The 13,405-nt window shown below is 72.5% G+C and carries 10 protein-coding genes and 1 pseudogene; 3 read left to right on the top strand and 8 right to left on the bottom strand.

Annotated features, from left to right (window positions below):
- Nucleotides 1–19: 19 nt before the first annotated feature.
- Genes JNO54_RS08220 through JNO54_RS08250 form a run of 7 tightly spaced genes read right to left on the bottom strand, consistent with a single transcriptional unit; the run spans nt 20 to nt 8,737 of the window.
- Nucleotides 20–625, bottom strand: a complete 606-nt coding sequence (locus tag JNO54_RS08220; RefSeq protein ID WP_204143465.1) for a TetR/AcrR family transcriptional regulator — start codon at nt 623–625, stop codon at nt 20–22.
- A gap of 11 nt (nt 626–636) precedes the next feature.
- Nucleotides 637–1,434 carry an enoyl-CoA hydratase family protein gene (locus JNO54_RS08225; protein WP_204143466.1) on the bottom strand — a complete coding sequence of 266 codons (798 nt, stop codon included), beginning with the start codon at nt 1,432–1,434 and terminating at the stop codon, nt 637–639.
- Complete coding sequence (locus JNO54_RS08230) at nt 1,431–3,458, bottom strand: acetyl/propionyl/methylcrotonyl-CoA carboxylase subunit alpha (protein ID WP_204143467.1); 2,028 nt, start codon at nt 3,456–3,458, stop codon at nt 1,431–1,433. Before JNO54_RS08230 ends, JNO54_RS08225 begins: the two co-directional genes overlap by 4 nt.
- Nucleotides 3,459–3,466: 8 nt before the next feature.
- The gene (locus tag JNO54_RS08235; protein ID WP_204143468.1) at nt 3,467–5,065 is read right to left on the bottom strand and encodes an acyl-CoA carboxylase subunit beta; all 1,599 of its coding nucleotides are present in this window, start codon (nt 5,063–5,065) and stop codon (nt 3,467–3,469) included.
- Nucleotides 5,062–6,231, bottom strand: coding sequence for an acyl-CoA dehydrogenase family protein (locus JNO54_RS08240; protein ID WP_204143469.1), 1,170 nt, complete (start codon nt 6,229–6,231; stop codon nt 5,062–5,064). The genes JNO54_RS08235 and JNO54_RS08240 overlap by 4 nt, the downstream gene beginning before the upstream one ends.
- On the bottom strand, nt 6,228–7,991 hold the full coding sequence (locus tag JNO54_RS08245; protein ID WP_307818124.1) for an acyclic terpene utilization AtuA family protein: 1,764 nt from the start codon (nt 7,989–7,991) through the stop codon (nt 6,228–6,230). The genes JNO54_RS08240 and JNO54_RS08245 overlap by 4 nt, the downstream gene beginning before the upstream one ends.
- Entirely contained in the window at nt 7,988–8,737 is a 750-nt protein-coding gene (locus JNO54_RS08250; RefSeq protein WP_204143470.1) for a TIGR03084 family metal-binding protein, read from the bottom strand. Before JNO54_RS08250 ends, JNO54_RS08245 begins: the two co-directional genes overlap by 4 nt.
- A gap of 78 nt (nt 8,738–8,815) precedes the next feature.
- On the opposite strand from JNO54_RS08250, the gene JNO54_RS08255 reads away from it, so the two are divergent.
- On the top strand, nt 8,816–9,961 hold the full coding sequence (locus tag JNO54_RS08255; protein WP_204143471.1) for an acyl-CoA dehydrogenase family protein: 1,146 nt from the start codon (nt 8,816–8,818) through the stop codon (nt 9,959–9,961).
- A 99-nt stretch (nt 9,962–10,060) separates the two neighbouring features.
- Nucleotides 10,061–10,884: pseudogene (locus JNO54_RS08260) on the top strand (SDR family oxidoreductase).
- An 88-nt stretch (nt 10,885–10,972) separates the two neighbouring features.
- Here JNO54_RS08260 and JNO54_RS08265 read toward each other — a convergent pair.
- Nucleotides 10,973–11,398 (bottom strand): MarR family winged helix-turn-helix transcriptional regulator, encoded by a 426-nt coding sequence (locus JNO54_RS08265; RefSeq protein ID WP_204143472.1) that lies wholly within the window; start codon nt 11,396–11,398, stop codon nt 10,973–10,975.
- Between the two features lie 77 nt (nt 11,399–11,475).
- Between JNO54_RS08265 and JNO54_RS08270 the strand changes: the two genes are divergently transcribed.
- Nucleotides 11,476–13,320 (top strand): ABC transporter ATP-binding protein, encoded by a 1,845-nt coding sequence (locus JNO54_RS08270; protein WP_204143473.1) that lies wholly within the window; start codon nt 11,476–11,478, stop codon nt 13,318–13,320.
- Nucleotides 13,321–13,405 lie beyond the last annotated feature (85 nt).

Here is a 13,405-nt window from a genome sequence, read left to right on the forward strand (position 1 = left end):
GGCGAAGGGGCGGGCGGGGTCAGTCGGTGACGCCGAGGGCGTCGGCGAGCTGGTCGGCCCACGTGGCGACGACGCGGCGGCGGCGCTTGGAGTCGTCCGTGATGAGGTTGGCCAGCGCGAGCCCGCGGGAGAGGTCGAGGGTGGCCTGGATGAGTGCCCGGCTCTGCGGGTCGGCGTCGTCGACCTCGAGCAGACGCACCGCCATCTCGTGCACCTCCCGGGCGAAGGTCCGCTCCATCGGCTGCACCGCATCCCGCAGGTGCGGGTCGGCCGCGGCGACCGTCCACACCTGCAGCGCAGCACGGAAGAGCTCGCCGCCGTACACGTCGACCATGAGCGCGACGACCTCGTGCACCCGGGCCCGACCGGTCTTGCGGGAGATCTGCGTCGCCTCGATCTGCGCCTTGCGCTCGTCGAAGATGAAGCGCAGCGCGGCGAGCACGAGGTCCTCGCGGGTCGGGTAGTGGTGCTGCACGGCGCCCCGGCTGATCCCCGCCTCCGCGGCGATGACCGAGACGGTCGCGGCCTCCCACCCCTTCGTCGCGAGGCAGGTCACGGCCGCCTCGAGGAGCCGCTGCCGGGTGGCTCGGCTGCGGTCCTGCTTCGGCTCGGTCGTCGTGCTCATGCTGGCTCCGATCAGCCCTGGGCCCCGGGCGCCCAGCGCGGCGGTCGCCGTTGGAGGAAGGCGATCATCCCCTCCTGGGCCTCCTCGCTCTGGAAGAGCCGCGAGGACTGCTCGGCCACCCGGTCACGCCCGGCGGCGAAGGCCTCGAGCAGGGCGTGGGTCAGCAGCACCTTGGTCTCGCGCAGCCCCTGCGGGGAGCACTGGAGCAGCTCGTCGGTCAGCGCGGTCACACCCGCGTCGACGTCCTCCGCAGCCTGCGTGATGAGCCCGATGCGCTGCGCCTCCGCGGCGTCGAACGTCGCCGCGGTGAGCAGCCAGCGCGAGGCGGAGCGGTCGTCGAGGCGGGCGAGCACGGGGATCGAGATGACCGCTGCCGCGAGCCCGAGCTTCGCCTCGGTGAGCGCGAAGGTCGACGACGGCCCGGCGACGACCATGTCGCACGAGGCGACGAGCCCCATGCCGCCGGCCCGCACGTGCCCGTCGATGCGACCGATGACCGGCTTGCCGCACCGCACGATCGCCTCGAGGAGGTCGACGAGCTGCTCGGCACGCTCCCGGGCGGGGTCGTCGGTGCCACCCTCGGTCGCCTCGGTGAGGTCCGCGCCGGCGCAGAAGGTGCCACCGGTGTGCGTGAGCACGACGCAGCGCACCGACTCGTCGGCGTCCGCCGCGGCCAGCCCCTCGGTGAGCTCGCGGACGAGCTGGTTGGACAGCGCGTTGCGGTTGTGCGGCGAGTCCAGGGCCAGGGTCATGACCCCGCCCTCGGTGCCCACGGCGACTCGGCGCTCGGGTGCAGCCTGCTCGCTCATGCTGCGTCCTCCTCGGTGCTCTCGACGACGGCCAGGCTCGTGCCCTGCTCGACCTGCTGGCCGACGGTGACCATGACCTCCGTGACGGTACCGGCTGCGGGCGCGGCGACCGGGTGCTCCATCTTCATCGCCTCGAGCCACATGAGCGGCTGCCCGGCGGTGACGGTGTCGCCGACCTCGACCGCGACCCGGACGACCGCACCCGGCATCGGCGCGACGAGCGCGCCCTCCGGGGCCTGAGCCGACGGGTCGACGAACCGCGGCAGCGTCCGCAGCTCGACCGAGCCGAGCGCGGAGTCGACGGCGACACCGGGCTCGTCCTGGCCGGCGACCGGGTGCCGCGAGACCTCGAAGGTGCGCCGCACGCCGTCGACGAGCAGCACCACCCGGTCGGCGTCGTGGCTCACCAGGGCGAGGCTCTCCACCCCTTCGGGCAGGGACTCGACCTCGAGGCCGTCACGCCCCAGCCGGTAGCCGACCGAGATCTCGGCCTCGCCGACGGCGTACCCGCGCCGGCGGAAGAGCCCACCGCCGACGTTGCGGAAGCCCGGGGTCATCCCGGCCAGCCCACCGAGCGAAGGGCGGCCCGCGGCGGCGTCGGCCAGCGCGGCGGCGACGGCGCCCAGCTCGGGGGAGAGGCCGCTGCCCGCGGTGAGCTCGGCCGGCCCATGGGCGTCGTAGAAGCCCGTGTCCGCCGTGCCCGCGAGGACCTCGGGGTGCAGGAGGGTCGCGACGAGCAGGTCACGGTTCGTCGTCACGCCGTGGACCCGGCTGCGCCGCAGGGTCGAGGCGAGCTCACGCGCCGCCACCTCCCGGGTCGGCGCCCAGGTGATGACCTTCGCGAGCATCGCGTCGTAGTGGGTCGAGACGACCGAGCCCGCGCCGTAGCCGGCGTCGAGCCGGACCCCGTGCGAGGGCGGCAGGTCGAACTCGGCGCGCACGCCCGGCACGTCGAAGGTGGCCACGGTGCCGGTCTGCGGGGTCCAGCCGTCGGCCGGGTCCTCAGCGTAGATCCGCGCCTCGATCGACCAGCCGGTCATCGTCGGCTCGTCGCCGACGAGCGGGCGGCCCTCGGCGACGTCGAGCTGCAGCCCGACGAGGTCGACCCCGGTGACGCACTCGGTGACCGGGTGCTCGACCTGCAGGCGCGTGTTCATCTCGAGGAAGTAGAAGGATCCGTCCTCGGTCGCGAGGAACTCCACGGTGCCCGCGCCGACGTACCCGACCGCCGCGGCGGCAGCCCGCCCCGCCGACAGCAGCGCCTCGCGCATCTGCGGTCCGACCCGCTCGACGAGCGGCGAGGGAGCCTCCTCGACGACCTTCTGATGGCGCCGCTGCAGCGAGCACTCCCGCTCGCCGAGCGCCCACACCGTGCCGTGCCGGTCGGCCATGACCTGCACCTCGACGTGGTGGCCGGTCTCGAGGTACCGCTCGCAGAAGACCGTCGCGTCACCGAAGGCCGACCCCGCCTCGGCCGACGCGGACTCGACCGCGCTCTCCAGCTCGGCGAGCGTGCGCACGACCCGCATGCCACGACCGCCGCCACCGGCGGAGGCCTTGACGAGCACGGGCAGATCGTCCTGCGTGATCGCCGACGGCTCGAGCTGCTCGAGGACCGGCACTCCGGCCTCGCGCATCTTCTCCTTCGAGGCGATCTTGGAGCCCATGACGCGGATCGCCTCGGGGTCCGGGCCGATCCAGGTCAGTCCGGCGTCCATGACGGCCTGGGCGAAGTCGGCGTTCTCGGAGAGGAAGCCGTAGCCGGGGTGGATCGCGTCGGCGCCGGCCCGCTGCGCCGCCTCGATGACGAGGTCGCTGCGCAGGTAGGTCTCGCCGGGCGCGTTGCCCGGCAGGTGGATCGCCGCGTCAGCGTCACCGACGTGCAGGCCGTCGGCGTCCGCGTCGGAGTGGACCGCCACGGTCGCGAGCCCGCGGCGGCGCGCGGTGGCGAAGACCCGGCGGGCGATCTCGCCGCGGTTGGCGACGAGGACGCTGGTGATGGGGGTGGTTGTGGGGGTCGTCATTGCGGCGCTCACATTCGGAAGATGCCGAAGGAGGAGGAGCCCTCGACCGGCGCGGTGTGGATGGCGGACAGGGCGATGCCGAGGACGTCACGGGTGTCGCGCGGGTCGATGATGCCGTCGTCGTAGACGAGCCCGGAGAGGACCATCGGCATGGAGTCGGCGTTGATCTGGCCCTCGATCATCTCGCGGACCGCCTTCATGCCCTCCTCGTCGAAGTCGTTGCCGCGCGCCAGCGCCGACGCCTTCGAGACGTTGTAGGCGACGTCGGCGAGCTGCTTGGCCCCCATGACGGCCGAGCGCGCCGACGGCCAGGCGAAGACGAAGCGTGGGTCGTACGAGCGGCCGCACATGCCGTAGTGCCCGGCGCCGTAGCTGTTGCCGAGGAGCACGGAGATGTGCGGGACGGTCGAGTTCGACACCGCGTTGATCATCATCGCGCCGTGCTTGATGATGCCGCCCTGCTCGTACTCCTTGCCGACCATGTAGCCGGTCGTGTTGTGCAGGAAGAGCAGCGGCGTGCTCGAGGCGTTGGCGAGCTGGATGAACTGCGCCGCCTTCTGCGACTCCTCGCTGAAGAGGACGCCGCGGGCGTTGGCGAGGATCCCCACGGGGTAGCCGTGCAGCTGCGCCCACCCGGTGACGAGCGATCCGCCGTAGAGCGGCTTGAACTCGTCGAAGTCGGAGTCGTCGACGATCCGCGCGATGACCTCACGGGGGTCGAAGGGGGCCTTGAGGCCGGGCGGGACGATGTCGAGGAGCTCCTCGGCCGGGTAGCGCGGGGGCAGCGGCTCGGTGGTGACCGGGCCGGCGGCCTTGTGCCAGTTGAGCCGGGCGACGATGCGGCGGCCGAGCCGGATCGCGTCCTGCTCGTCGAGCGCGTAGTAGTCGGCCAGGCCCGAGGTGCGGGCGTGCATCTCGGCGCCGCCGAGCGACTCGTCGTCGCTGTCCTCGCCCGTGGCCGCCTTGACCAGCGGCGGGCCGGCGAGGAAGACCTTGGACTGCTCCTCGATCATCACGACGTGGTCGCTCATGCCCGGCAGGTAGGCGCCGCCGGCGGTGGAGTTGCCGAAGACGAGCGCGACCGTCGGGATGCCCTCGCGGGAGAGCCGGGTGAGGTTCTTGAAGATCGCCCCGCCGGGGATGAAGATCTCCTTCTGCGTCGGCAGGTCGGCGCCGCCGGACTCGACGAGGGTGATGACGGGCAGCCTGTTCTGCAGGGCGATCTCGTGCAGGCGCAGGCTCTTCTTCAGCGACGAGGGGTTGCTCGCGCCGCCCTTGACCGTCGGGTCGTTGGCGACGACGAGGCACTCGACGCCGGAGACGACACCGATGCCGCCGACGACGCTGCCGCCGACGGTGAACTGCGTCCCGTACCCGGCGAGGCTGGAGAGCTCGAGGAAGGGGGAGTCCTCGTCGAGGAGCAGCTCGATCCGCTCACGGGCGAGCAGCTTGCCGCGGCCACGGTGGCGGGCGATCGACTTCTCGCCGCCGCCCATGACGGCCTTGTCCACCTCCACCGCGATCTCGTCGAGGGCGGCGAGCATCGACTCACGGGCCTCCCGGGCCTCGTCGGTGCTCGGGTCGAGGGTGCTGCGGAGGGTGCTCATGCGGTCAGTCCCAGTCGTCGTGCGGCCATGTCGTTGAGGATCTCGACGGTCCCGCCGCCGATGCCGAGGATGCGGACGTCGCGGTACTGCCGCTCGACCTCGCTCTCGGCCATGTACCCCATCCCGCCGAAGAGCTGGACGGCCTGGTTGGCCACCCACTCGCCGGTCGCCGTCGCGGTGTTCTTCGCGAAGCAGACCTGGGGGATGAGGTCGATGAGCTGCTCGCCCGACTCGTAGCGGTCGACGATCGAGCGCGTGTACGTCCGCGCGACGTCGATGCGGCGGGCCATCTCGACGAGCGTGGTCTGGATGCCCTGGCGGGCGATGAGCGGCTGCCCGAAGGTGCTCCGCTCACGGCACCACGCCGTCGCGAGGCCGAGGCAGCGCTGCGCCTGCGAGTACGCCTGGACGGCCAGGCCGATCCGCTCGCTGAGGAAGGCGCTGCCGATGAGGAGGAAGCCGGCGTTCTCCGGGCCGACGAGGTTCTCCGCCGGGACGCGGACGTCGGTGAAGGAGAGCTCGGCGGTGTCGGAGCAGCGCCAGCCCATCTTCGCGAGCCGGCGCGAGACCTCGAAGCCGGGGGTGCCGCGCTCGATGACGAGCAGCGAGAGCCCACGGGCACCCTGGTGCTCGTCGCCGCCGGTGCGCACCGCGGTCGTCACGAAGTCGGCGCGCACGCCCGAGGTGATGAAGGTCTTGGCGCCGTTGACGACGTAGTGGTCGCCGTCGCGGCGGGCGGTCGTGCGCAGGGCGCCCACGTCGGAGCCGCCGCCGGGCTCGGTGATGCCGAGCGCGCCGATCATCTCCCCGGCCAGGGTGGGGGCGACCCACCGCTCGATCTGGCTCTGGTCGCCGGCGGTGACGATGTGCGGGCAGGCGATGCCGGCGGTGAAGAGCGAGGCGTAGACCCCGCCCGCGGCGCCGGCCTCGTGGAGGGCCTCGCCGACGGTCACGGCCTCGCGCTGGCCCCCGCCTCCGCCGCCGGCCTTCTCGGGGAAGGCGACGCCGATGAGGCCGAGCGACCCGGCCTTCGCGTGGAGCTCGCGGGGCAGCTCGCCGTCCTCCTCCCACTGCGCCTGGTGGGGGAGCACCTCGCGCTCGACGAACCGGGTGGTCGTCTCGCGCAGGGCGCGCAGCTCCTCGCTGCTCCAGTCTGCGTGCGTCATGCGGGGTCCTTCTCGGGGGTCGATGAGGACGAGGGGAGCAGGTCGACGGGGATGTCGACGTGCCGCGAGCGCAGCCACTCGCCGACGCCCTTGCCCTGCGGGTCGAAGCGCGCGTTGTACGCGACGCCACGGCCGAGCAGGCCACGGATCACGACGTTGACGGCGCGCAGGTTGGGCAGGTGGGTGATCTCGAGGTCGAGCTCGGCCGTCTCGGGCAGGAGCTCGCGGACGGTCGCCTCGGTCAGGAGGTCGACGAGCCACGGGTAGGGCGCGTCGTCGCGCACCCACACCCCGACGTTGACATCGCCGCCCTTGTCGCCCGCGCGAGCCCCCGCGATCGTCCCGAGCGGCAGCCTCGTGGTCCCCGAGGTGCGAGGAACGGTCCTCGAAGGGTCCACGGCGGGTTCTGGACGAAGGGGTTCCAGCGCCTGGGTGACCGTGGGCGCCTCGATGCGCTCGACGGTGCCGTCGTCGAGGACGACCTCGTGCACCGGGGCCTCCTGGGGGACGTACCGCGGCACGAAGACGCCGTACGGGTCGGCGTTCGTCGGGGGAGCGGTGGGGTGGCAGCCGGGGTAGGAGCCGAGGGCCACCTCGACGGCGGCGTTGGCGAAGGGGCGGCCCACGACCTTCGCGTCGGCGTCGCGTCCGACGACGGTGAGCAGGGCGGCGGCCTGCTGCTGGGTGGACGCGTCCTCGTGGTCGGTCCGGGCGAGCGTCCAGGTGACCTCGGCGGGCGAGGTGGTCAGGGCGTCCTCGAACTGGCGCCGGAAGAGGTCGGCCTTGGCCTCGATGTCGAGACCGGTGAGGACCATCGTCATCTCGTTGCGGAAGCCGCCGAAGGCGGTGCACGAGACCTTGACCTCGGGCGGCGGCGGCTCCCCCTTCGCCCCGCTGATGAGGACCCGGTCCGGCCCCTCCTGGGTGAGCGTCAGCGAGTCGAGGCGGGTGGTGACATCGGGCCCGGCGTAGCGGGCGTCGCCGATCTCGTAGAGCAGCTGGCTGGTGACGGTGTCGACGTTGACGACGCCGGCGGTGCCCTCGTGCTTGGTGATGATCGTGGACCCGTCGCGGCCGACCTCGGCGATGGGGAAGCCGGGGCGGACGAGGTCGGGGACCTCGGTGAAGAAGGGGTAGTTGCCGCCGGTCGCCTGCGTGCCGCACTCGATGACATGCCCCGCGGCGGTGACCCCGGCGAGCGCGTCGAGGTCGTCGCGGGTCCACCCGAAGTGGGCGATCGCGGGGCCGAGGACGACCGAGGCGTCGCTGACCCGCCCGGTGACGACGACGTCCGCGCCGGACTCGACCGCGCGCGCGATGCCGAAGCCGCCGAGGTAGGCGTGCGCCCCGATCGGGGTGCCGAGGCCGAGCTCGCCGGCACGCGGGCCGAGGTCGTCGCCGCGGACGTGGGCGACGGTGACGTCGAGGCCCTGGTCGGCGGCGGTCTGACGGATCGCCGCGACGAGGCCGGGCGTGTTGACCCCGCCTGCGTTGGCGACGAGGGTGACGCCCCGGTCGAGCGCGAGCCCGAGGCAGTCCTGCACCTGGCGCAGGAAGGTCTTGGCGTAGCCGGTGCTCTCGTCCTTGATCTTGTCGCGCAGCAGGATGAGCATCGTCAGCTCGGCGAGCCAGTCGCCGGTGAGCACGTCGAGCTCGCCGCCCTCGAGCATCTCGCGCATCGCCGAGAGCCGGTCGCCGTAGAAGCCGGAGCAGTTGCCGATCCGCAGGACCTCGGGGTCGCGGCCCACCGTGGCGCTCACGGGCGCATGCTCCGGGGCGCGCCGGCGAAGGCCTGGGCGAAGGTCAGCCAGTCCGCAGCGACGGGGGTCGCCCGCAGGGCCGTGTCGGCGGTGTCGCGGCGCTGGGTGACGACGAGCGCGAAGTCCGTGGCCGGGCCAGTGACCCGCTCGGACGCGTCCTGCGGCCCCCACTCCCACGTCGAGCCGTCGGGGGCGTCGAGCTCGATGCGGAACTGCTCGGTCGGAAGCTCGCGGTTGTTGATGATGTACGCGAAGTCGCGGGTGCGGACCCCGAGGTGGCAGACGCCGCGCAGCCGGTCGCTCGGGGTGCGCTCGATACCCAGGGCGTCGGCGACGTCCTGCTCGTGCGCCCAGGTCTCCATGAGGCGGGCGGTGGCCATCGAGCGGGGCTTCATCGGCGGGCCGAACCAGGCGATCTTCGCGCCCGGGTCGAGGGACTCGAGGGCCTCGCCGAGCCGGGTGCGGCTCTCCCTCCAGCGGGCGAGCAGCTCGGCCGGGGGGAGGGCGGCGCCCTCGGCGGCCTTGACGTCGACATAGCCGAAGGGGTCGGCGATCGCCTCCTGCACGACGGCCTGGAAGCCCTCGGGGTCGGTCGCGCTGAGGTGCGCGACCTCGTCGGTCCACGCGAGGTGGGCGACGGTCCACCCCTTCGCTGGGGTGTCGCGCGACCAGTCCTCGTCGGGGAGGTCGGCGACGAGGGCGTCGAGGTCGGCGCACTCGTCGAGGAAGTCGGAGATCTCGCTCATGGCGAGGAGAGTCCCAGCCTCCTCTCAAAAAAGCAAGCACGCTTGCTTTTTTCGAGACGCGTCCCTACCGTCACCCTCATGCAGCTCACCCAGGACCACCGTGACCTCGCCGCCGCCGTCCGCCACTTCGTCGACACCGAGGTCAACCCCTTCGCCGACGAGTGGGAGGCCGCGGGCCGCTTCCCGGCCCACGAGCTCTTCCCGAAGGCGGCCGCCGTCGGCCTGCTCGGTCTCGAGTACGACCCCGAGTACGGGGGCGAAGGGGTGGACCACAGCTTCCAGATGGTCGCCGCCGAGGAGCTCGGGCGGAGCGACACCGCGGGTGTCTCGATGGCCATCGGCGTCCAGTCGATGATGGCGACGCCGTCGCTGGCGCGCTTCGGGACTCCGGAGCAAAAGGCGCAGTTCCTCGCGCCGGCGATCGCCGGGACCGCGGTCACCGCGATCGGCGTGACCGAGCCCGATACCGGTTCCGACGTCTCGCGGCTGCGCACCCGCGCCCGCCGCGACGGGGACGACTGGGTCATCAGCGGCCAGAAGATGTACATCACCAACGGCACCCAGGCCGACTGGATCTGCCTGCTCGCCCGCACCTCCGACGAGGGCGGCTACAAGGGGATGTCGCAGATCATCGTGCCGACGGACTCCGCAGGATTCTCGGTCTCGCGCACCCTCGACAAGCTCGGCAACCGCAGCTCCGACACCGCGGAGCTCGTCTTCGACGAGGTGCGGGTGCCGGTGCGCAACACCATCGGCGAGATCGGGCGCGGCTTCCAGCAACAGATGTCGCAGTTCATCATCGAGCGGATGTTCGCCGCGTACTCGGCGGCCGGGACGTGCGACAAGGCGCTGGCCCGGACGCGGCAGTTCGTCCACGAGCGCGAGATCTTCGGCACCCCGCTCGCGACGAAGCAGCACGTCGCCTTCCGCCTCGCCGAGCTCCAGGCCCAGGTCGAGCTGGTGCGCAGCCACAACCTGCGGGTGTGCGAGATGCACCTCGTCGGCGAGGACATCACCCGGGCGGCGTCGGTCGCCAAGCTCGTCGCCGGCCGGCTCGTCCGTGAGGTCGCCGACACCTGCCTGCAGTACCACGGGGGCATGGGCTACATCGAGGAGACGTGGACCGCCCGGCTCTTCCGCGACGTGCGGCTCGCCTCGATCGGCGGCGGCGCCGACGAGGTCATGCTCCAGGTCCTCGCCCGTCTCGACGGACTCCCCGCCTGACCCCACTCCCCACCCTTTCGCACGAGCCAAGGCTCGTGCGACCGTTATCGCCCCCGACCCCTCGCACGAGCCAAGGCTCCTACCCACCTGGAGGTACGCATGAGCAGGACACTCGCCGGACGGACCCTGCTCATGTCGGGCGGCAGCCGCGGGATCGGTCTCGCGATCGCGCGGCGCGCCGCCCGCGACGGTGCCAACGTCGTGCTGCTCGCCAAGACCGACCAGCCGCACCCGAGCCTCGAGGGGACGGTGCATACCGCGGCCGCCGAGATCGAGGCCGCGGGCGGCCAGGCCCTCGCGATCGTCGGGGACGTGCGGGAGGACACGTCCGTCGAGTCGGCGGTCGCCGCGACCGTGGAGCGGTTCGGCGGCATCGACATCGTCGTCAACAACGCGAGCGCCATCGACCTGTCGTCGACGAGTGCCCTCGCGATGAAGCGCTACGACCTCATGCAGGACATCAACTGCCGCGGGTCCTTCCTCCTCGCCAAGACCGCGCTGCCGCACCTGCGCCACTCCGACGCCGCGCACATCCTCACCTTTCGCCGCCGATCAACCTCAACCCCCGCTGGGCCGGCGCCTTCCTCGGCTACACGATCGCGAAGTACGGCATGAGCCTGGTGACCCTCGGGCTCGCGGCGGAGCTGCGCGGCGACGGCATCGCGGCCAACAGCCTGTGGCCGCGCACGGCGATCGCGACCGCCGCGGTGCAGAACCTCCTCGGCGGCGACGAGCTGACTGCCCGGAGCCGGACGCCCGAGATCATGGCCGACGCCGCGCACGCGATCCTCACGCGGGACCCGCGGGGGTGCACCGGCCGCTTCTTCATCGACGACGAGGTGCTTGCCGAGGAGGGTGTCACCGACCTCTCCGGCTACGGCGGCGGCGACGACCCGGCGCTCGACCTCTTCCTCGACACCTGACCTGCCTCCGTCGCACGAGCCTTGGCTCGTGCGACCGTCGCCGCCCCCAACCACTCGCACGAGCCTTGGCTCGTGCGATCACGGGGAGTCAGTCGGCGAGGAAGTCGCCCAGGATCCGCTTGAGCTCGGCGCGGTCCTGGGGGGGCATGGCGTCGAAGAAGCGCCCGCTCGCCTCGCGGCGCACGGCCTCGACCGCCTCGGCCTGCCGACGCCCGGACGTGGTCACCTCGATGACGGTGGCGCGCCGGTCGTCCGGGTCGGGGGAGCGGGCGACCCACCCGGCCTCGACGAGGCTGTCGACGACGTCGGTGACGCTGCGCGGTGCGATCCGCAGGCGGCCGGCGAGGACGCCGAGCCGCATCGGCCCCTCGGCGAGCACGGTCCGCAGCGTCCGGGCCTGGTGCGGGGTGATCCCTAGCGGCGCGAAGGCCTCCATCGTCTGCCGACGCAGGCGCCGCGAGGTCGCGAGGAAGAGCTCGCCGAGCGGCTCGGGGGAGTCGGTGGTGGGCGTCATGGTGCTGGGAATGCTATCGCGAGACCGTGCGTTACCCTCATTGTGAGCCAACCTCAGTAATGAAAGGAGGGGTGCGTATGACCGACATCCCGATGAACCCAGAGCGCGGCCGCGGCGGCCCCGGCGTGCGTAGCGGCGGTGGAGGCCCCCGCCGGATCGACCCCAAGGACCGGGCACAGCTCCAGGCCCGCCCCGTCCCCTTCGCCCGGGTCGCGGCTCTCTTCGGCCCGCACCGCCGGGTCCTCGCGGTCGTCACCGCGATCATCGTCGCGATCTCCGTCGTCTCGATGGCCCAGCCCTTCCTCGTGCGGGAGGTCGTCGATGTGGCGATCCCGCAGCAGGACGTGCGGCTGCTCCTGCTCGTCGTCGCCGGCATGGTCGGCGTCGCGATCGTCACCTCGCTCCTCGGCGTCGTCCAGACCTGGATGAGCGCGCAGGTCGGCCAGCAGGTCATGCACACGCTGCGCACCCGCCTCTTCACCCACCTGCAGAGCCAGTCGCTCGGCTTCTTCACCCGCTCGCGCGCCGGCGAGGTGCAGTCGCGGCTCATCAACGACGTCGGCGGCATGCAGGGCGTCGTGACGACGACCGCCACCTCGATCGCGAGCAACCTCACGACCGCCATCGCCACGGCCGTCGCGATGGTTGCCCTGTCGTGGCGGCTCTCGCTCATCTCCCTGGTCGTCGTGCCGCCGGCCGTGTGGCTGACCCGCAAGGTCGCCCTGCTGCGCCGCGAGATCACCGCCCGGCAGCAGTCGGCGCTGGCCAACCTCCACGTCCGGATCGAGGAGGGCCTGTCCGTGAGCGGCATCCGCCTCGCCAAGCTCATGGGCACGACCCGCCGCGACGCCGAGCGATTCACGACCGTCAGCCACGACCTCATCGACCTCGAGATGCGCAGCCAGCTCGCCGGGCGCTGGCGGATGGCGACGATGCAGATCGTCTTCGCCGCCGTGCCCGCCGCGATCTACCTCGCCGCCGGTCTCCCCGCGACCTCGGGCGGGATGACGATCGGCACGCTCATCGCCTTCACGACCCTCCAGGCCGGGATCTTCCGCCCGCTCATGGGCCTGCTCAACGTCGGCGCCCAGTGGGTCAGCTCGATGGCCCTCTTCAGCCGGGTCTTCGAGTACCTCGACCTCGAGCCGGAGATCGTCGCGCCTGCCCACCCGGTGACGCTCGACCCGAAGGGGGTCCGCGGCGTGGTCCGCATCGAGGACGTGACCTTCCGGTACAGCGGGTCGGACCGGGACGCCCTCGCCGGGGTCTCGGTGACCGTGCCGGCGGGCAGCTCGCTGGCCCTCGTCGGGCACACTGGCTCGGGCAAGTCGACGCTCGCCTCGCTCGTTGCGCGGCTGCACGACCCGACGGCCGGGCGGGTCACGATCGACGGCGTCGACGTCCGCGACCTCGACCCCGAGGTGCTCGCTGCGATCGTCGGCGTGGTCAGCCAGGAGACCTACCTCGTCCACGCGAGCATCCGGGAGAACCTCCTGCTCGCGGCGCCCGACGCCACCGACGCGCAGCTGTGGCAGGCGCTGGCCGCCGCGCAGGTCGCCGACCTCGTCGCGTCGCTGCCCGACGGTCTGGACACGGTGGTCGGGTCGCGGGGCTACCGCTTCTCCGGCGGGGAGCAGCAGCGGATCGCCATCGCCCGGACGATCCTGCGCGACCCGCGGGTGCTCGTCCTCGACGAGGCGACGAGCGCGCTCGACAACGAGACGGAGCGGGCCGTGCAGGTCGCCCTCGAGACCCTGGCCGCGGGCCGGACGACGATCACCATCGCCCACCGGCTCTCGACGATCGAGCGGGCCGACCAGATCGTCGTCCTCGACGAGGGCCGGGTCGTCGAGCAGGGCGCCCACGCCGAGCTCATCGAGCGCGACGGTGCCTACGCCGGTCTCGCCCTCGTCGCCGCCTGACCCCCTTCGCCCCACACGTCGCACGAGCCAAGGCTCCTACCCAGGAGAGCGGGTAGGAGCCTTGGCTCGTGCGCCTGCAAGGGGC

This window comes from Janibacter endophyticus (assembly GCF_016888335.1).
Taxonomy (GTDB): Bacteria; Actinomycetota; Actinomycetes; order Actinomycetales; family Dermatophilaceae; genus Marihabitans; species Marihabitans endophyticum.